26 protein-coding genes are annotated in these 26,379 nt (G+C 73.1%); 11 read left to right on the top strand and 15 right to left on the bottom strand.

Features of this window, described 5'->3' with window-relative positions; all coding sequences use genetic code 11:
• Window positions 1-6: 6 nt before the first annotated feature.
• The 11 genes from tsaD to glmS all read right to left on the bottom strand — a co-directional run bounded on the left by tsaD (window position 7) and on the right by glmS (window position 10,484).
• Complete coding sequence (gene tsaD / locus ACFYSC_RS07565; protein ID WP_389958064.1) at window positions 7-1,038, bottom strand: tRNA (adenosine(37)-N6)-threonylcarbamoyltransferase complex transferase subunit TsaD; 1,032 nt, start codon at window positions 1,036-1,038, stop codon at window positions 7-9.
• On the bottom strand, window positions 1,031-1,486 hold the full coding sequence (gene rimI, locus ACFYSC_RS07560; protein WP_389958062.1) for a ribosomal protein S18-alanine N-acetyltransferase: 456 nt from the start codon (window positions 1,484-1,486) through the stop codon (window positions 1,031-1,033). Before rimI ends, tsaD begins: the two co-directional genes overlap by 8 nt.
• A complete protein-coding gene (gene tsaB, locus ACFYSC_RS07555; protein WP_389958059.1) occupies window positions 1,486-2,166 on the bottom strand; it encodes a tRNA (adenosine(37)-N6)-threonylcarbamoyltransferase complex dimerization subunit type 1 TsaB in 681 nt (226 codons plus the stop codon). The genes rimI and tsaB overlap by 1 nt, the downstream gene beginning before the upstream one ends.
• A 49-nt stretch (window positions 2,167-2,215) precedes the next feature.
• Window positions 2,216-2,779 (bottom strand): class F sortase, encoded by a 564-nt coding sequence (locus tag ACFYSC_RS07550; RefSeq protein ID WP_389958057.1) that lies wholly within the window; start codon window positions 2,777-2,779, stop codon window positions 2,216-2,218.
• 6 nt (window positions 2,780-2,785) lie between these two features.
• Window positions 2,786-3,487, bottom strand: coding sequence for a hypothetical protein (locus ACFYSC_RS07545; protein ID WP_389958055.1), 702 nt, complete (start codon window positions 3,485-3,487; stop codon window positions 2,786-2,788).
• A gap of 150 nt (window positions 3,488-3,637) precedes the next feature.
• On the bottom strand, window positions 3,638-4,054 hold the full coding sequence (tsaE, locus tag ACFYSC_RS07540) for a tRNA (adenosine(37)-N6)-threonylcarbamoyltransferase complex ATPase subunit type 1 TsaE (protein WP_389959247.1): 417 nt from the start codon (window positions 4,052-4,054) through the stop codon (window positions 3,638-3,640).
• Between the two features lie 99 nt (window positions 4,055-4,153).
• The gene (locus tag ACFYSC_RS07535; RefSeq protein WP_389958053.1) at window positions 4,154-5,290 is read right to left on the bottom strand and encodes an alpha/beta fold hydrolase; all 1,137 of its coding nucleotides are present in this window, start codon (window positions 5,288-5,290) and stop codon (window positions 4,154-4,156) included.
• Between the two features lie 20 nt (window positions 5,291-5,310).
• Window positions 5,311-6,438: an alanine racemase gene (gene alr / locus ACFYSC_RS07530; protein WP_389958050.1), complete on the bottom strand. Its 1,128-nt coding sequence runs from the start codon at window positions 6,436-6,438 to the stop codon at window positions 5,311-5,313.
• Complete coding sequence (locus ACFYSC_RS07525) at window positions 6,435-8,072, bottom strand: NAD(P)H-hydrate dehydratase (protein WP_389958048.1); 1,638 nt, start codon at window positions 8,070-8,072, stop codon at window positions 6,435-6,437. Before ACFYSC_RS07525 ends, alr begins: the two co-directional genes overlap by 4 nt.
• Window positions 8,073-8,243: 171 nt before the next feature.
• A complete protein-coding gene (locus tag ACFYSC_RS07520; RefSeq protein ID WP_389958045.1) occupies window positions 8,244-8,594 on the bottom strand; it encodes a holo-ACP synthase in 351 nt (116 codons plus the stop codon).
• A 45-nt stretch (window positions 8,595-8,639) separates the two neighbouring features.
• Window positions 8,640-10,484, bottom strand: a complete 1,845-nt coding sequence (glmS, locus tag ACFYSC_RS07515) for a glutamine--fructose-6-phosphate transaminase (isomerizing) (protein WP_389958042.1) — start codon at window positions 10,482-10,484, stop codon at window positions 8,640-8,642.
• A gap of 165 nt (window positions 10,485-10,649) precedes the next feature.
• On the opposite strand from glmS, the gene coaA reads away from it, so the two are divergent.
• The 8 genes from coaA to ACFYSC_RS07475 all read left to right on the top strand — a co-directional run bounded on the left by coaA (window position 10,650) and on the right by ACFYSC_RS07475 (window position 18,230).
• Window positions 10,650-11,582, top strand: a complete 933-nt coding sequence (coaA, locus tag ACFYSC_RS07510) for a type I pantothenate kinase (protein ID WP_389958039.1) — start codon at window positions 10,650-10,652, stop codon at window positions 11,580-11,582.
• A 17-nt stretch (window positions 11,583-11,599) separates the two neighbouring features.
• Entirely contained in the window at window positions 11,600-12,577 is a 978-nt protein-coding gene (locus ACFYSC_RS07505; protein WP_389958036.1) for a DUF389 domain-containing protein, read from the top strand.
• A 198-nt stretch (window positions 12,578-12,775) separates the two neighbouring features.
• The gene (locus tag ACFYSC_RS07500; RefSeq protein WP_389958033.1) at window positions 12,776-13,681 is read left to right on the top strand and encodes an ABC transporter ATP-binding protein; all 906 of its coding nucleotides are present in this window, start codon (window positions 12,776-12,778) and stop codon (window positions 13,679-13,681) included.
• Window positions 13,674-14,732 (top strand): ABC transporter permease, encoded by a 1,059-nt coding sequence (locus tag ACFYSC_RS07495; RefSeq protein WP_389958031.1) that lies wholly within the window; start codon window positions 13,674-13,676, stop codon window positions 14,730-14,732. The genes ACFYSC_RS07500 and ACFYSC_RS07495 overlap by 8 nt, the downstream gene beginning before the upstream one ends.
• Window positions 14,729-15,643: an ABC transporter ATP-binding protein gene (locus ACFYSC_RS07490; RefSeq protein WP_362942287.1), complete on the top strand. Its 915-nt coding sequence runs from the start codon at window positions 14,729-14,731 to the stop codon at window positions 15,641-15,643. The genes ACFYSC_RS07495 and ACFYSC_RS07490 overlap by 4 nt, the downstream gene beginning before the upstream one ends.
• On the top strand, window positions 15,643-16,359 hold the full coding sequence (locus ACFYSC_RS07485; RefSeq protein WP_362942284.1) for an ABC transporter permease: 717 nt from the start codon (window positions 15,643-15,645) through the stop codon (window positions 16,357-16,359). The genes ACFYSC_RS07490 and ACFYSC_RS07485 overlap by 1 nt, the downstream gene beginning before the upstream one ends.
• Window positions 16,360-16,410: 51 nt before the next feature.
• Window positions 16,411-17,760 carry an AAA family ATPase gene (locus ACFYSC_RS07480; RefSeq protein WP_389958026.1) on the top strand — a complete coding sequence of 450 codons (1,350 nt, stop codon included), beginning with the start codon at window positions 16,411-16,413 and terminating at the stop codon, window positions 17,758-17,760.
• 2 nt (window positions 17,761-17,762) lie between these two features.
• A complete protein-coding gene (locus tag ACFYSC_RS07475) occupies window positions 17,763-18,230 on the top strand; it encodes a hypothetical protein (protein WP_389958023.1) in 468 nt (155 codons plus the stop codon).
• A gap of 203 nt (window positions 18,231-18,433) precedes the next feature.
• Here ACFYSC_RS07475 and glmM read toward each other — a convergent pair whose 3' ends face one another.
• The 3 genes from glmM to rplM all read right to left on the bottom strand — a co-directional run bounded on the left by glmM (window position 18,434) and on the right by rplM (window position 20,827).
• Window positions 18,434-19,789: a phosphoglucosamine mutase gene (gene glmM / locus ACFYSC_RS07470; protein ID WP_389958021.1), complete on the bottom strand. Its 1,356-nt coding sequence runs from the start codon at window positions 19,787-19,789 to the stop codon at window positions 18,434-18,436.
• Window position 19,790: 1 nt separating this feature from the next.
• On the bottom strand, window positions 19,791-20,312 hold the full coding sequence (gene rpsI, locus ACFYSC_RS07465) for a 30S ribosomal protein S9 (protein WP_362942278.1): 522 nt from the start codon (window positions 20,310-20,312) through the stop codon (window positions 19,791-19,793).
• 71 nt (window positions 20,313-20,383) lie between these two features.
• Window positions 20,384-20,827 carry a 50S ribosomal protein L13 gene (rplM, locus tag ACFYSC_RS07460; RefSeq protein WP_362942275.1) on the bottom strand — a complete coding sequence of 148 codons (444 nt, stop codon included), beginning with the start codon at window positions 20,825-20,827 and terminating at the stop codon, window positions 20,384-20,386.
• Between the two features lie 410 nt (window positions 20,828-21,237).
• Here rplM and ACFYSC_RS07455 point away from each other — a divergent pair, with 410 nt between their 5' ends.
• The 3 genes from ACFYSC_RS07455 to ACFYSC_RS07445 all read left to right on the top strand — a co-directional run bounded on the left by ACFYSC_RS07455 (window position 21,238) and on the right by ACFYSC_RS07445 (window position 25,506).
• Window positions 21,238-21,939: a CAP domain-containing protein gene (locus ACFYSC_RS07455; RefSeq protein ID WP_389958017.1), complete on the top strand. Its 702-nt coding sequence runs from the start codon at window positions 21,238-21,240 to the stop codon at window positions 21,937-21,939.
• A gap of 104 nt (window positions 21,940-22,043) precedes the next feature.
• On the top strand, window positions 22,044-23,222 hold the full coding sequence (locus ACFYSC_RS07450) for a hypothetical protein (protein ID WP_389958014.1): 1,179 nt from the start codon (window positions 22,044-22,046) through the stop codon (window positions 23,220-23,222).
• Window positions 23,223-23,328: 106 nt separating this feature from the next.
• Window positions 23,329-25,506 (top strand): hypothetical protein, encoded by a 2,178-nt coding sequence (locus ACFYSC_RS07445; protein ID WP_389958012.1) that lies wholly within the window; start codon window positions 23,329-23,331, stop codon window positions 25,504-25,506.
• Here ACFYSC_RS07445 and truA read toward each other — a convergent pair.
• The gene (gene truA, locus ACFYSC_RS07440; RefSeq protein ID WP_389958010.1) at window positions 25,496-26,374 is read right to left on the bottom strand and encodes a tRNA pseudouridine(38-40) synthase TruA; all 879 of its coding nucleotides are present in this window, start codon (window positions 26,372-26,374) and stop codon (window positions 25,496-25,498) included. The genes ACFYSC_RS07445 and truA overlap by 11 nt on opposite strands.
• Between the last annotated feature and the right edge of the window lie 5 nt (window positions 26,375-26,379).

Genomic DNA, 26,379 nt, shown 5'->3' with positions numbered 1-26,379 from the left:
GTACGGTCAGACGTGGACGGTGGTGATCGGGAGGGAGGAGTCGGCCGGGATCTCCAGGGACGACGGGGTGACGCCCGCCGCCACCAGGTCGGAGCCCAGGGTGGCCACCATGGCGCCGTTGTCGGTGCACAGCCCCGGCCGGGGGACGCGCAGCCGCACCCCCGCCGCGTCGCAGCGTTCCTGCGCCAGGGCCCGCAGCCGGGAGTTGGCCGCCACACCGCCGCCGATCAGCAGGTCCCGGACGTCGTGCTCGCGGCACGCCTGAAGGGCCTTGCGGGTCAGCACGTCGACCACGGCCTCCTGGAACGACGCCGCCACGTCGGGCACGTGGATCGGCTCGCCGGACCTCTCCCTGGCCTCCACCCAGCGGGCCACGGCGGTCTTCAGGCCGGAGAACGAGAAGTCGAGGGTGCCGTCGTCGTACTTGCCCCTCGGGAAGGCGATGGCCGTGCCGGAGCCGTCGCGGGCCGCCCGGTCGATGTAGGGGCCGCCGGGGAAGGGCAGGCCGAGCACCCGCGCCACCTTGTCGAACGCCTCGCCCGCGGCGTCGTCCACCGTGGAGCCGAGCGAGACGACGTCCTTGGCGACGTCGGGGACCAGCAGCAGGGAGGAGTGACCTCCCGAGACGAGCATGGCGATGCACGGCTTGGGCAGGGCGCCGTGTTCGAGCTGGTCCACGGCCACGTGGGCGGCCAGGTGGTTCACCCCGTACAGCGGGACGCCGAGGCCCAGCGCGTACGCCTTGGCGGCGGCGACGCCGACCAGCAGCGCGCCGGCCAGCCCCGGCCCGGCGGTCACCGCGATCGCGTCGATGTCGGAGAAGCGCAGACCCGCCTGCTCCAGCGCCCGCTCGACGGTGGGGGTCATCGCCTCCAGGTGCGCCCGGGACGCCACCTCGGGCACCACCCCGCCGAAGCGGGCGTGCTCCTCGACGCTGGAGGCGATCGTGTTGGCCAGCAGGGTGTGCCCCCGGACGATGCCGATCCCGGTCTCGTCGCAGGAGGTCTCGATGCCCAGGACCAGGGGTTCGTCACTCATCAATGAGATCCTTCCGCATCGTGATCGCGTCGGTGCCGTCCTGGTAGTAGCGGCGGCGCAGGCCGAGCCGGACGAAGCCGAACCGCTCGTACATCGCCTGCGCGGCGGGGTTGTCGGCGCGCACCTCGAGGAAGACCGACCGCGCGCCGCGCCTGCCGGCCTCGGCCAGCAGCTCGGTGAGCAGGGCGCCGCCGACCCCGGTGCGCCGCCGGCCGGCCGCGACGGCGATGGTCTGCACGTCCGCCTGGTCGCCGGCGGCGAAGAGCCCGGCGTAGCCGATGATCCCCTCACCGGTCTCGGCCACCACGTAGTGACGGGTCCCGGGCTGCCCGGCGAGCTCGTCGCGGAGCATGCCCTCGCTCCAGGCGTCCGCCGGGAAGGTGTCCCGCTCGATCTCCATCACGGCGGGCAGGTCGTCCCCGGTCATCGGGCGCAGCGTCACGGCCATCAGGTGACCTTCTTGGGCGCGGCGGGAACCTGCGCGTCGGGGCGGCGGAGGTACACCGGGCGGGGCAGGCTCAGCACGGGGTGCGTGCCGCTCTCCACGACCTCGCGGACGTCGGGCTCGCCGAGCTGCTCGGCGGCCAGCGACGCCAGCGCCCCCGCGAAGGGGTACTCGGGGGCGTCCGCCAGCCGGGAGGCGCCGACGACCTCGGCGTACATCCGCGCGCCCGCACCGACGAGCGGGAGGTCGCCGGGCAGGTCGTGGGGGCGGCTCACCGCGGGGCCGGACAACCGGGTCCGCATGTCCTCGTAGTGGCCCCAGAACACCTCCTTGCGGCGGGCGTCGGTGGCCACCAGGAACGGCTCGGACAGCCCGCTGCCGTAGGCGACGGCGTCGAGCGTGCACACGCCGTACGCCGGGACGCCGAGCGAGGCGGCGAGGGCCTGGGCGGTCATCAGGCCGACCCGCAGGCCGGTGTAGGGACCGGGTCCGGCGCCCGCGACGACGACGGTGACGTCGGCGAGCGCGGCGCCGGCCTCCCGCAGGACGGTCTCGATCGTGGGCACGAGCAGTTCGCCGTGGCGGCGGGCGTCGACGGTCGTCGACTCGGCGAGGACCCGTTCACCGTCGTGCAGCGCTGCGGTGACGGCGGGGGTCGCGGTATCAAAGGCCAGGACCAGCACGAACAGTTAGCCTAGTCCGTCGCGCGGGAGCCGGGACCGCCCGGGCGGATCAGGTCCTGGGGTCGGCCCGTTTGACCAGGGTGGCGTAGACGATGACGTTGTCGCGGTACTCGTGGCGGTCCCAGTCGAAGTCCCCGCCGCAGGTGATCAGCCGCAGGCCGTCCTGGAGGTAGACCTTGTCCGCCGGGAAGCGGTCCTTGCTCACCCGCTCGACGGAGTCCACCCGGTACTGGGCGACGTCGCCGTCGCTGCGCCTGACCTTGACGACCTGCCCCTCACGGATGTCCTTGAGCCGGTAGAAGACCGCGGGGTCGGTCTTGGTGTCCACGTGCCCGAGGATCACCGCGGGGCCCTCGTCGCCGGGCACCGCGGTGCCCTTGACCCAGCCCGCCGCGTTCGGCTTGTCGTACGGCGGGAGCTCGACCTCGCCGTTCTTGACCCCGAGCCTCATCAGGGGCGCCTTGATGCCCAGCGAGGGGATCTCCACGCGTTCGGGCACCACCGGGTCGCGGATCTCCGGGACGTCGACGCCCGCGCCCCGGAAGAGCACCATGACGAGGCCGGTGACGAGGCCGGCGGTGATGACGTGCGACCAGCGCGTGGGTGCGGCCATCGGCGGCTACGAACGCCGTCGCCTGGCGATCGCGACCCCCGTGCCGCCCACCAGGGCGGCGGCCAGCAGCACCCCGGGCACCCCGAGCGGCGAGCCGTCGTCGTCCGGGCCGCCGGCCGCGGTGCCTCCGCCGCCGGTGGAGGGCGCGCGGGTGCTGATGACGGTCCGGGTCGGCCGGGGCCTCGGCCTGCGGGTCGGCTCTTCGGACGCCTCCTCGGTGGGGGCGGCGCTGGGCCTGGTCTCGCCGACCACCCGGAGGCTCGCCTTGCCGGTGTCGTTGGTGCCCTCGCAGCGGGCGTTGACCTCGTAGACGCCGGCCGCGGTGCCGGGGGCCACGGTGGCCTGGCCCCGGACCCACGGCCGCGGGGTCGGCGTGGCGCTCGACGAGGGGGCGGGGCTGGGCGTGACCAGGATCGGGTCGAGGGTCACCGCGGTACGGAAGATCCGGGACGACCCGGTGCCGCGATGCTCCGGCCCGCCCTGCGGGATCGGGCAGTTGGCCAGGATCCACACCTTCTGCCCGGCCTTGACCCGGGCCGGCTGGAGCTGGACCTCGATGTCGCCTCTGCCGGCGGACGTCTGCGACGCCGCGGGTGAGGTGGTCGCCCCCGGCTCGGAGTCCGCCTCGGCCGTGCACCCGGTCACCCCGAGCAGAGCGAGGCCACCCAGAGTGGCCCCCAGAACCGCGGCATGCTTGACGCTTGGCACCGTCGCACTCCACTTCCACTCCGGCCGACGACCCTCGCCCGGCACCACTGCACCTGTTCCCCTTAAAACAAGGGCAAACCCGCTTGGGTCAATCATCGATTTCGATGATCTATACCAACTCGGACGCGGAACGGACGCTCCGGGTTCCGGTCAGACGACACCCTCCCACCGGGCGCCGACCCCGCGCAGCCGTACGGCGCGCTCCTCGCCGGTATCGCCGCGCTCGATGGAGATCTCCAGCCGGTCCTCGGCGAGTCCCTCGACCAGGCCCTCGCCCCACTCCACGACCGTCACCGACTCCTCCAGCGAGGCGTCGAGGTCGAGGTCGTCGACCTCCAGGTCACCGCCCAGCCGGTAGGCGTCCGCGTGCACGAGCGCCGGCCCCCCGGACAGCGAGGGGTGCACCCGGGCGATGACGAACGTCGGCGAGGTGATGGGGCCGCGCACCTTGAGGCCGTCGGCGATCCCCTGGACCAGGGTCGTCTTGCCCGCGCCCAGCGGCCCGGACAGCACCGCCAGGTCACCCGGGCGCAGCAGCCCGGCGAGCTCCCTGCCCAGCTCCCGCATCTCCTCGGCGGTCGCCGCGATTCTCACTTCTCGATCAACTCCCCTGCGATGGTCACGTCCCGCGAGCCGCGTCCGGCGGCCCGGTCATCCGCGCGGGCCTCAGGCATCGGTCCCGCCGGCCTCGCCCGTCCCGTCGGAGTCGGTCCCGCCGGTGCCGGCGCCGTCGGCATCGGCGGCCTCGTCGGCGAGTGCCCGCTTGATCAGGTCGCGCAGCGCGTCGTTGACCACGGCGGGCCGTTCGAGCTGGACCAGGTGCGAGCTGTCGGGAACCTCGGTGAACCGGGCGCGGGGCAGCGCCGCCGCCATGGCCTTGCTGTGGTCCACCGGCGTCAGCCAGTCCTTGTCCCCCACGATGATGGAGGTCGGCACGTCGTCCAGCACTCCCAGGGCGGCCAGCTTGTCGTGGGACATCAGCGCCGGGTAGAAGTCGGCGATCACCTCGAACGGGGTGGAGCGGATCATCGACTCGATGAAGTCCACCACCGTGGGGCTGACGTTCGCGGCGTCACCGAAGCCCAGGTGGCGCAGCATCAGGAAGGCCAGGTCGTTGGCCGCCTCCCGGCCGCGGTCCACCAGCGCGCCCCGGCGGCCCAGCAGCGAGACCGTGCCCGGGGTGACCGTGTGCACGGCCCTGGCCAGCAGGGCGGGCAGTCCCAGGGAGACCTCGCCCAGCCTGCCGGCGGAGGTGGAGATCAGCGCGACCCCCCTGATCTTCTCCTCGAACAGCTCAGGGCGGCGGTCGGCCAGCGCCATGATCGTCATGCCGCCCATGGAGTGGCCCACCAGCACGCACGGGCCGGGTACCAGTTCCTCGATCACCTCGGCGAGGTCCTCGCCCAGCCGGTCGATGAGGACGCCGTGGTCGTCGACCGACGCGCGCGGCGAGCGCCCGTGGGAGCGCTGGTCCCACAGCACCATCCGGTAGGAGTCGAGCAGGTCGCGCCGCTGGTAGTGCCAGGAGTCGAGGTTGAGGGTGTAGCCGTGGCAGAACACCACGGTCAGCGGGGCGTCCTCGGGCCCGTCGACCTCGGCGTGCAGGACCACGCCGTCGGAGGCGGTGACCGCGACGGGCCGGCCGCGCAGCTCGCCGAACGGCTCGCCGGCCTCCAGGTCGGGCCGGAGCCTGATGCGGCCGATGGCGTAACGCTTGGCGAAGGCCGCGGCGGCCACCCCGGCGGACGCGGCGCCGACGAGCGCGCCGGCGACCCCCACCCTGCGCCGTGTGGCGATGCCCATGCGACCCCCTGACGTGCCTCTCACCGGTGAACGCGCGGGACCCGCGAACCGATCCGGGTCACGATCTCATACGAGATCGTGCCGAGGGAATCCGCCCATTCCTGGGCGGTCGGCTCGCCGTGCGAGCCGTCGCCGAACAGGATCACCTCGTCGCCCTCGGCCAGCGGGTCGTCCCCCACGTCGATCATGAACTGGTCCATGCAGACCCGTCCGGCGATGCGGCGGCGCCGTCCACCCGCCATCACCTCCGCCCGATTTGTCGCATATCGCAGAACGCCGTCCGCATACCCGAGGGGCACCAGTCCAAGCGTGGTCTCGCGATCCGTGACGTAAAGGTGCCCGTAGGACACCCCGGATCCGGCCGGAACCCGCTTGGCCAGCGCGATCCGCGCGGTCAGGGTCATCGCCGGGCGCAGGCCGAAGTCCCCGAGGGCGGGCACCGGGCTCAGGCCGTAGACCGCGATACCGGGACGGACCATGTCGTAGCGCGCCCGCGGCAGCGTCAGCGTCGCCGCCGAGTTGGCGATGTGCCGGACCACGTGGGAACCCGCGACGCCCGCCTTCTCCGCCATGGCCAGCGCGTCGTCGAAGACGGCGAGCTGGGATGCGACCGACGGGTGCCCCGGCTCGTCGGCGCAGGCGAGGTGCGACCAGATCCCGGCGACCTCGATCGTCCCCTCCGACTGCCGGGCCAGGGCCCGGTCGAGCAGCGCGGGCCAGTCGCCGAACGCCGCGCCGCCGCGCGACAGGCCGGTGTCGATCTTCAGGTGCAGCCGGGCGGACCGGCCGGCGCGGACCGCCGCCTCGGCGATCCGGTCCACCAGGCCGGGTGCCCCGGCCGACAGCTCCACGTCACGGCCGACCGCCTCGTCCAGCGGCTCGCCCGGAGGGATGATCCACGACATGACCGGCGCGGTGACGCCGGCGTCGCGCAGTTCGAGGGCCTCGCGGATGTAGGCGGTGCCCAGCCGGGCGGCCCCGCCCTCCAGCGCGGCCCGCGCGCAGGCGACCATGCCGTGCCCGTAGCCGTCGGCCTTGACCACGGCCATGACGTCCGCCCCGGGGGCCCGCCCGGCCAGCAGGGCGACGTTGTCCCGGATCGCGGACAGGTCCACCCGCGCCTCGGCGGGCGTCGTCGGGAAGCTCATCTTTCCAGTTTGGCAGCTCGGCCGTCCTCCCGGAGCCGGTCCGTGACCTCCCTGACCGCCTCCGGGACGCCTTCCAGGACGTCCCACGCCGAGACCGGCCCGTTCCGCCCGGCCAGGCCGTGCAGGTACGCCGCGCAGGAGGCCGCGTCGTACGGTCCCAGCCCGGCGGCCAGCAGCGCGCCCGCGACCCCGGCCAGCACGTCGCCGGTGCCCGCGGTGGCCAGCCACGGGCTGCCGGTGAGGTTGATCCTGACCGGCCGCTCGTCCTCGGCGACCACGGTGGTCGAGCCCTTCAGCAGGGTCGTCACGCCCAGCTCGTCCGCGGCCCGCCGCGCGTACTCCACCCTGCGGGCCTCGATCCGCGATCTCGGCACGCCCAGCAGCCGCGACAGCTCACCCGCGTGCGGGGTGATCAGCACCGGCGCGGAGCGGCGCAGCAGCGATCGGTTCCCGGCGACCAGCGTCAGGCCGTCGGCGTCCACCAGCACCGGGACGTCACTCGCCAGCACCGAGTGGGCCACGGCGAGCGCCTCCGGTCCGGTGCCCAGGCCGGGCCCGAGCACCCACGCCTGCACCCGTCCGACCTCGCCGATCCCCTCGCCCGGTTCGAGCGGGGTGATGACGACCTCGGGCCAGCGCGCCCGCACCTGGGCCACGGGCTCGGCGGGACCCGCGTAGCGGACCATCCCCGCTCCCGCCCGGACCGCCCCGCCCACGGCCAGCACCGCCGCGCCGGTGTAGAGGTGGCTCCCGGCCGCGACGCCCACGACGCCCCGGCGGTACTTGTCGGACTCCACGCCCGGCCGGGGCAGCATCAGCGCCACGTCGGGGCCGGTGAGCGCCGACGCCCCGGGGTCGGGGAGATACGGTCCCAGCCCGATGTCCACCAGCTCGACCCGGCCGGCGCGGGCCGCGCCCGGGTCGACGAGCAGCCCGATCTTGCGGGCCCCGAACGTGACGGTGACGTCCGCCCGGACCGCCGGCCCGTCGACCCGCCCGGTGCTCGCGTCCACCCCGCTCGGCACGTCCACCGCGACCACCGTCGCGGGTCCCTCGGCGGCCAGCCGGGCCAGGGTCGCGTACGGCTCACGCAGCGCGCCCGTCCCGCCGATCCCCACGAGCCCGTCCACCACGAGGTCGGCTCCGTCGAGGAGGCGCCGCACCCCGGCGCCCACCGCCGCGCCCTTCCCGGATTCCTTCCCGGAGTCCTTCCCGGAGTCCTTCCCGGTCTCCCCCGCGGGACCCGTCGCGGGATCCGTCACGGGGCCCCGCGCGGGGCCCGCCGCTCCGGCACCCGCCGGGGCCTCCCGGGTCGCGCCGCCGAGGTCCGTCACCCGGCCCCCGGCCCGCCGCAGCGCCGCGAGCCCGCCCTCGTGGGCCCGCGTCCCGGCCAGTACGGCGTGCACCCGGGCACCCCGGGCGGCGAGCCGCGCCCCGGCGTACAGGGCGTCGCCGCCGTTGTCCCCGCCGCCGGCCAGCACCACGACGCGGGAGCCGTACACCGTCCCGAGGACTCCGGCGCAGACGACCGCGAGGCCCGCGGCGGCCCGGTCCATGAGCGTCCCCTCGGGCAGCATCGCCATGAGCGCCGCCTCGGCGGCCCTGATCTGATCGGAGGTGTACGCGGTCAGCATGGCTCCGACGGTATCCCGCGACGATCTCCGGCGCGTGCTCCGGCGCGGCCCGCCGTACGGCCGGCCCGCCGTCGCGCGTTCCCGCGCCCGCCACGCCCCGCCGCGCCCTCACCTCCTTCCCGCGTCGCCGCGCCGTACGACCGGTCGGCGGGGCGGGGCGGCGGGGCGCGGTCAGGCTTCGGCGATCACGTAGGCGATGGCGACGCCCCCGTCGTGGGTCAGCGAGAGGTGCCAGCGCCCCACGCCCAGCCGCTCCGCGACCTCGGCGACCCGGCCGCTGACGTGCAGCTCCGGCCGGCCGTGCGGGCCGCGGCGCACCTCGGCCTCCAGGTGCTCCAGCCCCGGCGGGGCGCCGAGCGCCTTGGCCACCGCCTCCTTGGCGGCGAAACGCGCCGCCAGGGAGGGCACCGGCAGGTCCCGCTCGGCCTCGGTGAACAGCCGCTCCCGCAGGGCGGGGGTCCGCTCCAGCGCTTCTTCGAGCCGGGCGACGTCCACGACGTCCACCCCGATGCCCACGATCACCGCCTCAGGCTACAAGCCGCGCCCGTCCCCGCCCCGCTCCGGCGGCTACTCCACGGTCACCGACTTGGCCAGGTTGCGGGGCTGGTCGACGTCGTGGCCCTTGGCGGTGGCCAGCTCGCAGGCGAAGACCTGCAGCGGCACCGCGGCCACCAGCGGCTGGAACAGGGTCTCCACGGCGGGGACGCGGATCAGCGTGTCGGCGTAGGGCTCCACCGCGGTGTCCCCCTCCTCGGCGATCACGATGGTCCTGGCGCCGCGTGCCCGGATCTCCTGGATGTTGGACACGATCTTGTCGTGGATGACCCGCTGACCCGACGGGGAGGGGACCACCACGACGACGGGCAGACCCTGGTCGATCAGCGCGATCGGGCCGTGCTTCAGCTCCCCGGCCGCGAATCCCTCGGCGTGCATGTAGGCCAGCTCCTTGAGCTTCAGCGCCCCTTCGAGGGCGACGGGGAAGCCCACGTGCCGGCCGAGGAAGAGCACGCACCGCTCACCGGCCAGCGAGCGGGCCAGCGCGCGGACCGGCTCCATGGTCGCCAGCACCTCCTCCACCTGGGCGGGCATCCCGGCCAGCCGGTCCAGGACCTGGGTGATCTCGTCGCCGAACTTCACACCGCGGACCTGCGCGATGTACAGGGCGACGAGGTAGCAGGCGACGAGCTGGGTGAGGAACGCCTTGGTGGAGGCGACGGCGATCTCCGGACCGGCGTGCGTGTAGAGGACGGCGTCGGACTCGCGCGGGATCGTGGAGCCGTTGACGTTGCAGATGGCCAGCACCCGCGACCGCTGCTCGCGGGCGTGCCGTACGGCCATCAGCGTGTCCATGGTCTCGCCCGACTGGCTGATCACGACGACGAGCGTGTCGCGGTTGAGGATGGGGTCGCGGTAGCGGAACTCGCTGGCCAGCTCGACCTCGCACGGAACCCGGGCCCAGTGCTCGATCGCGTACTTGGCGATGAGACCGGCGTGGTAGGAGGTCCCGCACGCGACCACGATGATCTTGCTGACGTCCCGCAGCTCCTGGTCCGACAGCCGCATCTCGTCCAGGGTCAGCAGCCCGTCGGAGCCGATCCTGCCGAGCAGCGTGTCGGCGACCGCCCGCGGCTGCTCGGCGATCTCCTTGAGCATGAAGTGGTCGTAGCCGCCCTTCTCCGCGGCGGAGGCGTCCCAGCCGACGTGGTAGTCGCGCGTCTCGGCCGGGGCCCCATGGAAGTCGGTGACCGTGATCCCCTCGTCCCGCAGCTCGACCACCTGGTCCTGGCCCAGCTCGACGGCCTCACGGGTGTAGGCGATGAACGCGGACACGTCCGAGCCGAGGAAGTTCTCCCCCTCGCCCCGCCCGACGACCAGCGGCGAGTTGCGGCGGGCGCCCACCACCACGCCGGGCTCGTCGGCCGACACGGCCAGCAGCGTGAACGCCCCCTCCAGCCTCCGGCACACCCGGCGCATCGCCTCGGCCAGGCCGTCGGCGGCGTGCCGCTCCAGCAGGTGCGCCACCACCTCGGTGTCGGTGTCCGACAGCAGCTTGTGCCCGTCGTCCTCCAGCTCGGCCCGGAGCTCGGCGAAGTTCTCGATGATGCCGTTGTGGATCACCGCGATCCTGGAGCGGCAGTCGGTGTGCGGGTGGGCGTTGCGGTCGGTCGGCGCGCCGTGGGTCGCCCAGCGGGTGTGCCCGATGCCGACCGTCGCCTCGGGGAGGGACCGCGACGTCAGCGCCGAGCGCAGGTTGGCCAGCTTCCCGGCCCGCTTCTCCACGGCCAGTTCCCCGGAGGGACCGACCAGCGCGATGCCGGAGGAGTCGTAGCCGCGGTACTCCAGCCGGCCCAGACCCTCGACGGCGACCTCGACCGCCGGCCGATGGCCGACATATCCCACTATTCCGCACATGTCCCAACCTCCTTCTTCCTGTGAGATCGACCGACGAGCCTATGGAGAACCCCCGGATGAAACCAAGAATCCTGCCCGCCATCGGGCAGGACCTGCCCCGGACGGAACCGCGCATGCCCGGACCCGCGCGGAGCGGTCCCCGGCGGATCAGTACGCTTGCTGGCTATGACCAACGGGTGGGAGGCGACTCCGTACGTGGAGCTGAGCCGCGAGCAGTGGAGCGGTCTCCGCAGGAACACGCCGCTGACGCTTACCGAGGACGAGCTGGAGGAGCTGCGCGGCGTCGACGACCCGATCGACCTGGCCGAGGTCACCGACATCTACCTGCCGCTCACCCGGCTGCTCAACCTGCACTTCACCGGGGGCAGGCAGCGCGGCGCGGCGGTCAGCACCTTCCTCGGGACGGGCGCCGGGCCCGCGCCGTACATCCTGGGCATCGCCGGCAGCGTCGCCGTCGGCAAGTCCACCACCGCCCGGCTGCTGCACACCCTGCTGGCCCGCTGGCCCGAGCACCCGCGGGTGGACCTGATCACCACCGACAGCTTCCTGTACCCCAACGCGGTCCTCACCGCCCGGGACATCACGCACCGCAAGGGCTTCCCGGAGAGCTACGACCGGCGGGCCCTGGTCAGGTTCGTCGCCGACGTCAAGGCCGGCCGGCCCGAGGTGACCGCCCCGGTCTACAGCCACCTGGAGTACGACATCGTCCCCGGCGCGACGCAGACCGTCCGCCGGCCCGACATCCTCATCGTCGAGGGCCTCAACGTGCTGCAGCCCGCCCCGCCGGCCGCCCTCGCGGTCAACGACTACTTCGACTTCTCCATCTACGTGGACGCCAAGGTCGAGAACGTCCGGGACTGGTACCTCGACCGCTTCCACAAGCTGCGCCGTACCGCCTTCGAGGATCCGCGGTCCTACTTCCGGCACCTGGCCCAGCTGTCGGACGACGAGGCGACCGAGTTCGCCAGGAACGTCTGGCGCGACGTCAACGAGCGCAACCTCGTCGAGAACATCGCCCCCACCCGGGGCCGGGCCGACCTGGTGCTGCACAAGGGCTCAGACCACTCCGTGCGCCGGGTGGGACTGCGCCGCATCTGACGGGTAGGAGGAGTCGCGTGCTGCATCTCCGCGTGATCAGCCCGTCCGAGCGGACGGAGGAGGTCCTCGGCCTGCTCGACGAGGCCGTCGGCGTGGCCAACGTCGTCGTGCTGCACGGCGCGGCCCGCTCCCCCAAGGGCGACCTCGTGCAGTTCGACATCGCCCGCGAGGCCGCCAGCGAGATGATCGACTGCCTGCGCGACCTCGACCTGGACACCGTCGGGTCCATCGCGGGCGAACGGGTCGACCTGTCGGTCTCCGAGGTGGCCGCCCGCGCGGAGGAGGAGGCGCCCGGCCACGGCGACGACGCGGTGATCTGGGACGAGCTCGCCCAGCGGGTCGAGGACGACACCGAGCTGAGCTGGGCCTTCCTGGCGTTCCTGGTGATCGCCACACAGATCGCGGCGGTCGGCGTGATCGTGAACTCGCCGATCCTGATCGTCGGCGCGATGGTGCTCGGCCCGGAGTTCGGCGCGGTCGCGGCCGTCTGCTTCGGCCTGCTCAGAGGCGACCGGCACCTGATCGTCCGTGCCCTGCGCACGCTCCTGACCGGGTTCGCGGTCGCCATAGCGGTCACGCTCGCCTGCGCGCTGGCCTTCCGCGCGCTGGGCTGGATCGACCCCGCCACGCTGCGCGGGCACGAGGAGATCGAGTTCATCGTCAAGCCCGACCGCTGGTCGATCGTCGTGGCGCTGCTGGCCGGGGCGGCCGGGGTGCTGTCGGTCACCGCGGGCAAGTCCTCGGCCCTGGTGGGCGTCTTCATCTCGGTGACCACCGTTCCCGCCGCCGGATACCTCTCCGTCGCCGTCGCCCTCGGCCGCTGGGACGACGTGACGGGCTCGGTCACCCAGCTCGCGGCGAACATCGCCGGCATGGTCGTCTCCGGTACGGTCACCCTGGTCGTCCAACGGGCCTACTGGTCGCGGTTCGGCGTACGGTTCCCCACGCGCGGGTCACGCGGCGGGGGGCCGGGACTCCCACGGGTCGGCCGGTAGGGATCGCGGCCGGCGGGAACCGGACGGAAGCCCGGACCCGGCGAAAGCCCGAGCCGGGCGGAGACCGTACGGCCGGAACCGGGCGGCAGCCCGAACCGGGTGAAAACCGTACGGCCGGAGCCGAACCGGCCTTTCGGCCGAGGCGGATTCGTCCGCACGGCGGAGGAACCAGGCACGGCCGGTGGATAGTGTCCGGGTATGACTATCCTCGCCACCGAGGGACTCACCAGACGATTCCCCCGGGTGACGGCACTCGACGGGCTCACCGTCGAGGTCGGCCCCGGCGTGACCGGCCTGGTCGGCGCGAACGGCGCGGGCAAATCGACGCTGATCAAGATCCTGCTGGGTCTGCTCGCGCCCTCGGCCGGCCGCGCCGAGGTGCTGGGCATGGACGTGACGACCCGGGGCGCGGAGATCCGCGGGGCCGTCGGGTACATGCCCGAGCACGACTGCCTGCCCCCCGACCTGTCCGCCACGGAGTTCACCGTCCACATGGGCCAGATGGCCGGCCTGCCGCGCACGGCGGCCCGCGAGCGCGCCGCCGACGTGCTGCGCCACGTCGGCCTGTACGAGGAGCGCTACCGCGCCATGGGCGGCTACTCCACCGGCATGAAGCAGCGGGTCAAGCTGGCCCAGGCCCTGGCGCACGATCCCCGGCTGGTCCTCCTGGACGAGCCCACCAACGGGCTGGACCCCCAGGGGCGCGACGAGATGCTGGCGCTGATCCGCAGGATCGGCACCGAGTTCGGCATCAGCGTGCTCGTCACCTCCCACCTGCTGGGCGAGCTGGAGCGGATCTGCGACCACGTCATCGTGATCGACGGCGGCAGGCTGCTGCGCTCCTCCCCCATCTCCGACTTCACGCAGACCACCCGGACCGTCGTGGTGGAGGTGGAGGAGGGCCGCGACGCCCTGGCCGCCCGGCTCACCGAACTGGGCGAGACCGTCACCCCGCACGGCCGGACGCTCCTGGTGGAGGTCGGCGCGCCGGAGACCTTCGACACGCTCCGCGACGCCGTCTGCGACCTCGGCCTGCACCTCGTCCGCATGGAGCAGGGCCGCCAGCGCATCGAGGACGTCTTCCGGGAGCCCGCCGATGCCTGACCTGCCCGGCCCGCCGGACGACCGGAACCGGCCCCGCCCGCCCGACCAGCCGGACGACCTGACCGGCCGCGACACGCCCATCCGCCCGGACGGGCCCCCGGCGGGCCCCGGTCGCACCCGCGAGAGGACCGCCGTGCCCGAGACGCCCCCAGCGCCCTCCGGCGCGCTCACCCCGGCCCCCGCCGGGGTCATCCACGACATCGGCTACCGCCACTACGAAGGGGTACGGCTCGGCCGCGCCCACGCCGTCGCGGCGCTGACCCTGCACACCCTGCGCGGGGTGTTCGGACTGGGCCGCCCGGCCCGATCGAAGATCATCCCGTTCGCGCTCGCGACGGTCATGATGTTCCCCACGGTCGTATCCATCGGGGTCATGGCGCTGATCAAGCGTGAGGGGATCATCACCTACACCGGTTACGCGACCATCATGCAGGTCGTGATCGCCGTCTTCCTCGCCGCGCAGTCCCCCTACACCGTCGCGCCCGACCTGCGCTTCCGGGTGCTGCCGCTCTACCTGTCGCGGCCGGTGCGGCTCGTCGACTACGTCGGGGCCAAGGTCGCCGCGATGACCGCGGCGATGTTCCTGATCCTGGCCGTCCCGCTCACCGTGCTGTTCATCGGCGAACTGGTCATCGACCTGCCCGGCCCGACCAACGTCTCCGGCTATCTCACCGCCCTCGCCGGGGCCGCCGTCCTCGCCGTGACGCTGTCCTGCCTGGGCGTGGCGATCGCCTCCTTCACCCCGCGGCGCGGCCTGGGCGTCGCCGCGGTCATCGCGTTCTACCTGCTCACCTCGGCGGTCTCGGGTGCGCTCGCGGCGATGCTGGAATCGGTGAACGACTACACCGCCGCCGCGTGGGCGTGGATGATCAATCCGTTCTTCCTCGTGGACGCCGCGGTCCAGGTGGGCGTCTTCGGCGCGAAGGCGTCCGGCCCCACCACCTACCCGGCGGGCGCCGGCGTCGCCGTGACGATCCTGGCCGTGGCCCTGCTGATCGCCCTGTCCGTGACCGCCCTGATCCTGCGCTACCGGAAGGCGGCCTCGCAATGAGGATCGAACTGGCCCAGGTCTCCCGCTGGTACGGCAACGTCGTCGCCGTCAACGACGTCACCATGACCATCGGCCCCGGCGTCACCGGCCTGCTCGGACCCAACGGCGCCGGCAAGTCGACGCTCCTGCACATGATGGCCGGGTTCCTCGCCCCGTCCAGCGGCACGGTGACCCTCGACGGGACGAAGATCTGGCGCAACCACCGCGTCTACCGCTCCATCGGCCTGGTCCCCGAGCGTGAGGCCGCCTACGGCTTCCTCACCGGCCGGCAGTTCGTGCTGTCCGGAGCCCGGCTGCACCGCCTCCCCGACCCCGAGGACGCCGCCCGCAAGGCGATCGCCCTGGTCGAGATGGAACCCGCCGGGGACCGCAGGATCGAGACCTACTCCAAGGGGATGCGGCAGCGGATCAAGGTCGCCGCCGCCCTCGTCCACGACCCGCAGGTCCTCCTGCTCGACGAGCCCTTCAACGGCATGGACCCGCGCCAGCGCATGCACCTGATGGAGCTGGTCACCGGCATGGGGGCGGCGGGCAAGACCATCCTGTTCAGCTCGCACATCCTGGAGGAGGTCGAGCGCGTCGCCCAGCACATCGAGGTCATGGTCGCCGGCCGGCACGCCGCCTCCGGCGACTTCCGCGAGATCCGCCGCAGGATGACCGACCGGCCGCACGTGTTCCGGATCCGCTCCAGCGACGACCGCCGCCTGGCGTCGGCCCTGGTCGCCGACCCCTCCTCCAGCGCGGTCTCCCTCACCGGGCAGGGCCTGGAGGTGCAGGCCGTCGACTTCCGGCGGTTCACCCACCTGCTGCCCAGGGTCGCCCGAGACGCGGGGGTGCGGATCACGCAGGTCTCCCCTGCCGACGAGGACCTCGAAAGCGTCTTCTCCTACCTGATCGACAGGAGCAGCTGATGAACGGTGTCATCGCCGGGATCTCCTACCGCGCGCTGCTCGGCCGCAGAAGGATCTGGCTGCTCGTCCTGCTCCCACTGGTGCTCCTCGGCCTGGCCGTGCTGCTGCGCTGGATCGGCGAGGCCGGCGAGCAGGCGACCATCACGCTCCTGCAGACCTTCGCCATCGGCACGATGCTGCCGCTGCTCGGCCTGATCGCGGGCACCGGCGTGATCGCCCCTGAGATCGAGGACGGCACGGTCGTCCACCTGCTGTCCAAGCCGATCTCCCGGCCGGTCATCGCGCGGACCAAGTTCGCCGTCGCCGCCTCCCTGCTCGCCCTGTTCGGCGCCGTCCCGACCTTCGCCGCGGCCTACCTGCTGGTCGGCTCCGAGTCCGGCATCGCGTACGGCTTCACCGCCGGCGCCCTGGCCGGGGGCGTCGCGTACGCCGCGGTGTTCATGCTGCTGGGCATCATCACCCGGCACGCGGTCACGATCGGCATCGCCTACGCCCTGGTGTGGGAGGGCGTGGTCGGCAACTTCGTCCCGGGCGCCCGCAGGTTCTCCATCCAGCAGTGGGCCCAGACCGTCGCCGACCAGGTGTCGTCATCGGCGTTCCTGTCCACCGGGATCGCGATCGGCTTCGCCTCCGTCGCCCTGCTGGTCGTCACCGTCGGCGCGGTCGTCTGGGCCGGTCACCGCCTGCGGGGCTTCTCCCTCACCGGCGACGAGTAGTTCCGGCGGCATGCGCGCCCCGGCGAGGGGGCGCGCATGTACCGTTCACACATGAGGTCTCTGACGGAGCTGCGTCTCACCGAGTTCAAGACCTTCCGCGACGAGACGCTCCCACTGGGTGGCATGACGACGCTCATCGGCCGCAACAGCAGCGGTAAGTCGAACGCGCTGGACGGCTTGGAGGTGCTCTCCCGCCTGGCGTCCGGAGCGGACCTCGTCGACGCGCTCGACAGCAGGCGGGGCGATGAGGGTCCACTGCGAGGAGGCATAGAAGGGTGTCCTCCCCATGGAAGCGACAGATTCCAGTTGGGCTGCACTCTTCTCTCCCTCGATCGGATCGATAAGGGATATTTCCTGGTCAAACTCGATATCACCGTCCAGGTCCATCCGGAACCTGAGATCCTCAGTGAGACACTCGTCGGCATCTCCGAAAAACACCGTTCAACTCGGAACCCGCAAGGCCGGATAGCCCATGATCTGCTGAGGACGGTGGACACCCAGCCGGGGTCCGGCAGCATCGACGCCTCCTGGTACAACGGTCGCCCGGGTCGTGACCCTCGGGCGTCGTTCCGCTCCACACGACTGCTCACCAGCCAGCTTCCACTGCGGCTCCCGGGCGAGACGGAGGCCGAGCGCCGGGTGGTCGCCGCGGCGGAAGACGTCCTGGAGGCGCTTCGCGGGGTCTTCCACCTGGACCCTGTGCCACACCTGATGCGGCAGTACGTTCCCAGCCGTGACACGCGGCTGAGGAGAACCGCGGAGAACCTCTCCGCAGTGATCGGTCACATGGAGCGGCACGACCCCGATCGGTTCCGGCAGCTCGTCGCTCGCGTGCGCGATCTCGTCGAGCATGACGTGGCCGGAATCGAGATCATCCGCTCCCAGCTCAACGACGTCATGGTGGCCCTGCGCGAGGACGGGGCGGTCACTCCGGCCAGGGAGATGAGCGACGGCCTGCTGAGGTTCACCGCGATCGCCACGAGCCTGCTCCGCCAGGGGCGGGACCTCGACCTCGGCGGGCGCGGCGCGGAGGATGACCGCAGATCACCGATTCTGGTCATCGAGGAGTTGGAGAACGGCCTGCACCCCTCTCAAGCCAGTCAGATACTAGATCTGGTCAGGCAGGCCACACAGGAGGACGCCTCCCAAGTGATCTTCACCACGCACAGCCCCGCCTTGCTCTCCGCCCTGGACGCGGATGATCACAAACGTGTCGTCGTCTGCTCCCGTGATCGCAATACCGGTCTCTCCCGTCTCCGGGGGCTTTCGAAGATGGAGGGGTATCCCAGCCTGATGGCCCAGGGCGATCTCGGCACGGTCGTCACCTCCGGCCTCCTGGAGCAAACCCCCGCCCGCGAGCGCGATTTCACCGAGTTCGACCGGCTGATGGGAATCGGCTGACGGTGAGACGCAGGGTGGAGTTCGTCGACACGTCGGTGCTCTGCAACATCCTCGACGTCCCCGGTAAGAACCAGAGCCGGAAGAACGTGGTACGGCAGTGGCGGGAAGAGAAGAGGGACTGCGACCTCATCCTGCCCGTCACCGCGGTGATCGAGACGGGCAACCACATCGCCCAGCTCCCGGACGGCCGGATTCGCAGGGATCGCGCCGAGAGGCTTCAGCAGCTCCTCGAACTGGTCATCACCGGCCAGGCACCCTGGGTCCTGCACACCGTCGAGTGGGGAGAGGACTTCCTCCGGCGGCTCCTCGCCGGAGCCGGCACCGGAACACCGTTCTCCGATCACGTGATGGCGAAACTCGGCCTGGGAGACCTCTGCATTCTCACGGAACGGGAGCTCTATCGGAGCAGGGTGACCGGGGTGGAGGTCGGCATCTGGACGCTCGACGGCCAGCTCCATTCCCACTCGTGACGAAGGGGGGCGGGGGGGGGCGGGGGGGGGCCGGGCCCCCCCCCCCCCGGCCGGCCCCGGGGGGGGGGGCCGGGGGGGGGGGGGGGGGGGGGCGGCCCCCCGCCCCCCGCCGCGCGCCCCCCCGGGGGCGGGGGGGGGGGGGGCCGGGGGGTCCCCCCGGCCCCCCCGCCCCCCTTCGTTCGAACGCTCCGGCGGTCCGGTGGTCAGGCGCAGGCCGTGCGGACGACCTGGGCCAGGCGGTCCGCCATCAGCTCGGCCTGCTCCGCCGAGGCGGCCTCGACCATGACGCGGATCATCGGCTCGGTGCCGCTCGGCCGGATCAGGACCCGGCCGGTCTCCCCGAGCTCCGACTCCGCCACGGCGACCGCCGCCGACAGCTCCGGAACCGAGGCCTTGGTCCGGTCGACGTCCTTGACGTTGATCAGGACCTGCGGCATCCGGGTCATCACCGAGGCGAGCTCCGCCAGTGGCCTGCCCTCGCGGGCGACCGTCTGCAGCAGATGGAGGGAGGTCAGCACGCCGTCGCCGGTGGTGGCGTGGTCGAGCATCAGGACATGACCCGACTGCTCGCCGCCGAGGTTGTAGCCGCCCGCCTTCATGGCCTCCAGCACGTAGCGGTCGCCCACGGCGGTCTCGACCACCTCGATGCCGGCGTTCCGCATGGCGATCTTGAAGCCCAGGTTGGACATGACCGTTGCGACCACGGTGTCGGCCGCCAGCCTGCCCTCGGCGCGCAACGCCAGGGCGAGCACCGCCATGATCTGGTCACCGTCGACCACCTCGCCGGTGTGCGCCACCGCCAGGCAGCGGTCGGCGTCGCCGTCGTAGGCGATGCCGACGTCGGCCCCGCCGGAGACCACGGCCTCCTGGAGCCGCTCCAGATGGGTGGAGCCGACCCCGGCGTTGATGTTGAGACCGTCCGGGCTCGCGCCGATGGTCTCGACCGTCGCGCCGGCCCTGCGCAGAACCTCGGGGGCGACCACGTGGGCCGCGCCGTTGGCGCAGTCGACGACCACCCGCAGGCCGTCCAGACGGCCCGTCATGGTGGACAGCAGATGGGACACGTAACGGTCGGCCTCGCCGTACGCCTCGCGCACGCGGCCGACCGCGGCGCCGGCCGGGCGGTCCCACTTCTCGCCGAGGCGCCGCTCGATCTCGTTCTCCACCGCGTCGGGCAGCTTGTGACCGGTGCGGGTGAGGAACTTGATCCCGTTGTCGGGGGCGGGGTTGTGGGAGGCGGTGATCATCACGCCCGTGTCGGCTCCGAGAGCCGTGGTGAGGTAAGCGACCGCCGGGGTGGGCAGCACGCCGAGCCGGAGGACGTCCACGCCGGACGACGCGAGGCCGGCGACCACGGCGGCCTCCAGGAACTCTCCTGAAGCCCGCGGGTCCCGGCCCACGACCGCGACGGGGCGGTCGTGCCGCCCCGTACCGGCGTTGAACGCTCCGGCGTCGCCGAGGACATGAGCCGCGGCCACGGACAGCTCCATGGCCAGCTCGGCCGTGAGGTCGCTTCCCGCGACCCCACGGACCCCGTCGGTGCCGAAGAGGCGCCCCAACTTAACGCTTGCTGTACTGCGGAGCCTTGCGGGCCTTCTTGAGGCCGTACTTCTTGCGCTCGGTGGCGCGGGCGTCACGGGTCAGGAAGCCGGCCTTCTTCAGCGGCGGGCGGTTGACCTCGACGTCCAGCGTGGCCAGCGCACGGGAGAGGCCCATGCGCAGGGCGCCGGCCTGGCCGGTCACGCCGCCGCCGTCGATGCGGGCGATGACGTCGAACTGGTCCTCGGCGCCGAGCGTCACGAAGGGCTCGTTGACGATCTGCTGGTGGACCTTGTTCGGGAAGTAGACGTCCAGCGGACGGCCGTTGATCGTCCACTTGCCGGTGCCCGGCACGATGCGGACGCGGGCGACGGCCTCCTTGCGGCGGCCGGTGCCGTAGGAGTTGCCCGTCGTGATGGGCTTGCGGACGGCGGCCTCGCCGCCGGCAACGGACTCGGTGGTGTACTCGGAGGGGAACTCCTCCGACAGAAACGTTTCCTGCTCACCCTCGACGGGCGTCTCGACACCGGTGGGCTCAGCCACGGTTCTCCTCTTACTTTCCTACTTGGCGCCGGCCGTCGGACCGGCGCTGCTGGCGATAAGCAGCTGGGCGACTACTGGGCGATCTGGTTCAGCTCGAACGGCACCGGCCTCTGAGCCTGGTGCGGGTGCTCGGAGCCGGCGTAGACCTTGAGCTTCTTGATCATCTTTCGGCCGAGGGCGTTCTTGGGGAGCATGCCCCGCACGGCCTTCTCGACGGCGCGGTCAGGACGCTTGTCCATGAGCTCGCCGTAGGTCATGGAACGCAGACCGCCGGGGTAGCCCGAGTGGCGGTAAGCCTTCTTCTGCTCCAGCTTGTTGCCGGTCAGGGCGACCTTGTCGGCGTTGATGACGATCACGAAGTCACCGGTGTCGACGTGGTTGGCGAAGGTCGGCTTGTGCTTACCGCGAAGCAGGATCGCGACGTGGCTTGCCAGCCGGCCGAGCACGATGTCGGTGGCATCGATGATGTGCCACTGACGCTCGACTTCAGCAGGCTTGGGTGTGTACGTGCGCACGGTCGTATGCCTTCTTTGCTCGCGTCTTCGGGACTGTCGGAAACGACAGCGGCTTGGTCGGTAGGTGCGGGCACACGACAGCCCGGACCTTCCGTCTCCCAGCCTTCAGGAGATGACGCCGGACGCGCCGCGTATCGGTCTTGACGAAGGAGACCAATTCGCACACAACAAACTAAGAGGGTACCGGTGATGGAGGGCACGGGTCAAAGAGACCCGGCCACACGCCGGTGCCTGCGACCAGTGTACCCATGCCAGGCGACTGCTCCGGGATCGCCGCACCCGACTCACCAGAACGGTTCCGCTACGTTCCGGGCATTCTCTTCTTCCTCTTACGAAACATCTCTATCTTTGACAGCGGTATGTGGCAGTCCCCTCACGCCCGGCGCACCCATCGGTCCAGCCTTCGCCGCATGGGGCTGTTCGCATGCCTGACCCTCGTTCTGCTGCTGGGGTTCCTGCTCGGCAGGAACAGCCGCGAGACGACGACCACCGGCCAGGTGTACCTGAACAACGCCGACCCGGCGCGCCCCTCTCCCTCGGCCGCCGGAGGGCGGCCCGACGGCCGGGGCCCGCTCGCCCGGGTCGTGCGCCCCACCGCCCCCGTGACGTCCTCGCCACGGCCCACCGCGCGTGCCAGCAGGGGCCCGCGCCACCCCCTCACCGACCCCACCGAGGACGCCCCCCGCTATCTCAACGGCGACGACACGGGCACGACCCGGGTCATGACGTCCCTGAGCGCGATGGAGCGCGACGTCGTCCGGCTGACCAACGCCCAGCGCAGGCGGGCCGGCTGCGCGCCGCTGCGGATCGACGCGCGGCTGGTCAGGTCCGCCCGGGTCCACTCCGCCGAGATGGCGGCCAGCGGGCTCTTCTCCCACAACTCCCCCGACGGCGCCTCGCCCTGGAAGCGGATGGAGGCGGCCCGCTACCGCGACGGCGGCGCCGAGAACATCGGCCGCGGCTACTTCACCGCCGCCGAAACGGTCCGCAACTGGATGGCCAACCCCGGCCACCGGCGCAACATCCTCGACTGCAGGCTCGCCGCCACCGGGGTCGGGCTCGCCGAGGGCCCGGACGGCCCCTGGTGGACGCAGGATTTCGGCTACAGCTAGACCCGCGCCGCGGGGAGGGGGGCCCCGGCGGGGCCCCGGGCCGATCCGCGCGGGCGGGCCGCGGGCGGGCGGAAGATCTGAAGCACATGGCCTAGTCTCGGCGCATGGGTTTTCCCGGTGAACCGCCGCGCCGCCAGCCGTACGTCCTGCCCGACGCGCCGACGCCGCCCTCGCGCGGTGAGCACCCGCCAGGGTCCCCGCCGCACGACCGGCCCGGGGTCACGCCCACCGGTGACGGCGGCTGGTTCGCCTCACCGGGCAGGCCCTCCGAACAGCCGTACGACGCCTCCGAGCCCCGCGGCGGATCCGGGCAGCCGTACGGTGCCTCCGAGCCCCGCGGCGGATCCGGGCAGCCGTACGGCGCGCCGCAACCGCCCCCGGAACGCCACGAGGCCGCACCGTCCGCCGGGGAGTCGCCCGCCGGGGAGGACGCCGGGTCCGGCGCCGCGCCGTACGAGCGGACCTCCCGGCGGCGCACGGGGTCCCCCCGCGCCACCGGGGAGCCGGCCGGAGCGCCCGAGCAGCCGCGCCAGGCGATGTGGAGCCCCTACGACGAGGGCCCCCGCTCCTACCGGCCGTTCATCTTCATCGGGGCCGGGCTCGCCGTGCTGGTCGCCGCCGGGTTCGGCCTGGCGGCCCTCGCCGGCTCCGACGACGTCCCGCCGTCCGCCACCGCGAGCCCGCCGGCCGAGAGCTCGGGCGCGCAGCTGCCCGACGTGCCGGACGGCAAGTTCGGGTTCGCCGCCTCGCGGACCACCGACCCCGGCAGGCTCACCCTCGACGAGCTGTTCAAGCGGAAGAAGGTCGCGCACGGCGGCCAGAGGTTCGAGATGACCATCCGCAGGAACGACACCAAGTGCAAGGACGCCGTGGTGGGCGACAAGCTGCAGAAGGCACTGACCGGCGGCAAATGCAACCAGCTGCTGCGGGCCAGCTTCCGCGACGCCTCGGGGAAGATCATCGGCACCGTCGGGGTCGCCAATCTCAAGACCTCGGCCTCGGCGTCCAAGGTCGTCTCCACGGTGCGGGGCAAATCCCTGGAGGAATATCTCAAGGCGCTGCCCGGTAAGGACAAAGTCACCAAATCTCTCGGCAGCGGCGAGGCGTTCGCCGGCGGATGGACCCACGGCCACTACGCCGTGCTGGTCTGGTTCCAGTACAAAGACGGGCATCTGCCGAAGAAGACCGAGGTCAAGAAGCTGAACCAGGCGGCCTTCGGGGCCGTCGACGCGACCGTCACGCCCGCGCTGGAGGCACGCTCGCTGACCGGCAAGCGCCCCTGACGGAGGGCTCGCCCGCCTGTCTCCGGCCGGGAGACGGGCGGGCCGATACGGCCCCGGACGCCCATACCCGCCTGACGATCTTGCGGCTATCGCTACGCTTCCCCGTATGCGTGGCCAGGAATCCGGGTCCGAGCACGAACGCGAAGCCGAACGTTCGGCCGCACCGACGACGCCTCCGCCGAGTTTCGGCCAGCCTTCGCCGCCGGTGCAGCGGACCGCCCCCTCAGGTGACGACCAGCCCTACGACCAGTCCCGGGACCCCTCGGCGTGGCCGGAGCAGGCTCCGGGCGCGGCCCAGCCGTGGACGGTCCCCGACGACGGCGCCCCCTACGACTGGTACGCCGACCCCGACGACGAGGCGCAGGCCCCACGGCCCTCCCAGCCTCCACAGTCCTTCCATCCGCCGCAGCCCCCTGCCTCGCGGCCCAGCGTCCCGCAGCCCGGGGCGCCCGCGCCGCCGGGGCGCTCCGGGCCGCCGTGGGCGGGCCCCGCGACCCCGCAGAGCCCGCAGAGCCCTCAGAACGCCCAGAGCGCCCAGGGCGGCGGCTCCGGGGCTCCTCCGTGGGCGGCGGCTCCGCAATCCCCTCAGGAGGCTCCTCGGGACCCCTCCTCACCACCCTGGGCCCCGCAGGCGGGAGCGGCGGGCACATCCGCTCCCTCTCCGTCCGGCCCGGCGTGGGCGGCCCCGCCGGCTCCGGAGCAGCCCGGCGGCCCCGGCGGCGGGTCACCCGTCCCGCTGACCACCGCGCCGATCGTGCCGGGGGCCCCGCCCTGGCAGCCGCCGCCCGCCTTCACCGCGGCCGCCGCCGGGATGCAGGTCTGGCCCTCCACCGAACCCGGGGCCCATGACGGCCCGCGGTGGCCTGCCGCCACCGGCGAGCCGGTCTGGACCGAGCACGACGACGCCGCGGGCCGTCCCGGCGGGCCGGGCGGCGTCGCCGTCCGGCCACCCGGCGCGGACGGCCCCGGGGGCGACCCCGCCGCCGAGGCCGGGTCCGGCGGTGCGGCCGCCGCGGAACGGCCCGCCGGGCCCGCGGGCCCCGGGCAGGACGCGCCCGCGGGGGGGACCGTCCCCCCGCGCGTGCCCGACCAGGATCAGGCGGCCGCAGGAGCGGCCGCCGCCGGCTCCCCCGGCGCCGTCCCCGCGCCTCCCGGCTCCCCCGGCGCCGTCCCCGCGGCTTCCGCCGTACCGGACGCGACGCCGGAGGCGGCCTCGCAGGCGCCCGCCGGGCAGTCCCCACCGGGCGCGCCGCACCCGGCGCGCGAGGACTCGGCGGCCTCCGAGGCATCTGAGGCCTCTCCCTTGCCCCCCGGCCCTCTGCCCGCCGGTCCCGCGCCGGCCGGGGAGGCGGCCCCGCCGGGCGGCATACCCGAGCTGCCGCCGCTCTTCCCGCCCATCCCCGCGGCGCAGACGGCCCAGCCGCCCGTCCCGATACAGGCGGTCGCGCAGGAGCGCGGCCCCTTCACCCCACCCTCGGCGATGGTTCCCGTCCAGTTCGCCCCGCAGGCCGCGCCCCCCGCCACCCGGCGGAACCGGGTCGTGATCCTGGCGGCCGCGGCGGTGGTCCTGGCGGCCGGCGTCGGCACCGGCGTCGTCCTCGTCCAGCGGTCCTCCGACGATCCGAAACCGCCGGCCGTGGCCCAACCGGCCCCCACCGCCGGGGACACCGGTCCCACGGACCCCCCGGCGGCCACGGAGGAACCTCAGCTGACCGACGCCCAGGTGATCAACTCGGAGAAGACCGACCCCGGCAAGATGACCGTGACGGATGCCTTCACCAAGAAGGTCACCGTGGGCTCGGCCACCTTCGTCCGGGTCAAGACCGACGTCGCCAAGCAGTGCCAGGAGGCGGCGGCCGGGAAGTTCGCCAGCGCGCTGAGCAACCGCGACTGCCGGCAGGTGCTGCGCGCGACGTACGTGGACAAGAAGCGGAAGTACGCCGTGACCACCGGGATCGCCGTGCTGCCCGACCGGGCGTCGGCCATCGCGGCCGACCAGGAGAAGAACCTCGGCACCAACCTGTGGTTCCGCGGCCTGTCCGGGGCCGCCGGATCCGGGGCCGAACGCGTGAGCATCGCGGGCGGCTACGCGTCGGGGATGGTGTGGGGCCGCTACATCGTCTTCAGCTACGCCACCTTCAGCGACGGCCACACCCCGACCGCCAAGGAGAAGGTCCTCGGCAGGGTCAGCGGGGCCTTCCGGGACGCGACCGCCAAGGCCGTCGAGAAGCGCGCGGTCGCGGGGCAGGCCGGTCAGACCGGCGGCGCGTCCGTCACCGACTGAGCGTGCGCACCCGGCGGGTCTCCTTGGCCCGCCGGGCCAGCTCCCCGGGCTCGGGGTAGCGCACCTCCTCCAGGCAGAGGCCGTGCGCCGGCGCGACGCGCACCCCGGAGTCGCGCACGGCCCGCGTCAGCACCCCGCCCGGCCAGCCCACCGGCAGGCGGCCCTCGCCGACGGGCAGCAGCGCCCCGATGAGCGCGCGGACCATCGAGTGGCAGAACGCGTCGGCCACCACGGTGGCCACGAGGAGGTCGCCCTCTCGCACCCAGTCGAGCCGCTGCAGTTCGCGGATCGTGGTGGCTCCCTCGCGCTTCTTGCAGAACGCGGCGAAGTCGTGCTCGCCGAGCAGGGTTCGCGCCGCCTCGTTCAGTCTGCCGAGATCGAGGGGCCGGCCGTACCAGACGACCTCGTGACGGCGGAGCGGGTCCACCCCGCCGGCGGCGTCGCAGACCCGGTAGGCGTAGCGGCGGGACACCGCGGAGAACCGCGCGTCGAAGCCCTCCGGGGCCGCCGTGACGCCGTGCACCCTGACGTCCGGCGGGAGGATCCCGGCGAGCCTGCGGCGCAGCACGGGCAGCCGTACGGCGACGCCCTCCGCCGTCTCGGGACCGGGGAGGGGCTCGGTCCGGCGGTGCCGGCTGTCCAGTGCGCCCAGCATCGCGGCGTCCACGTCCACGTGCGCCACCTGGCCCCGGGCATGGACCCCCGCGTCGGTCCGGCCGGCCACGGTCAGCGCCGGCGGATCGGGGACCCTGAGGACCTTCCCGAGCGCCTCCTCGATCTCCCCCTGGACCGTCCGCCGACCCGGCTGCCTGGCCCAGCCGGAGAAGTCGGTGCCGTCGTAGGCGAGGTCCAGGCGCAGCCGTACCACGATGT

The sequence above is a fragment of the Streptosporangium sp. NPDC004379 genome (genome assembly GCF_042873875.1).
Classification (GTDB): domain Bacteria; phylum Actinomycetota; class Actinomycetes; order Streptosporangiales; family Streptosporangiaceae; genus Streptosporangium.
This window is presented reverse-complemented; position numbering and strand designations above follow the sequence as displayed.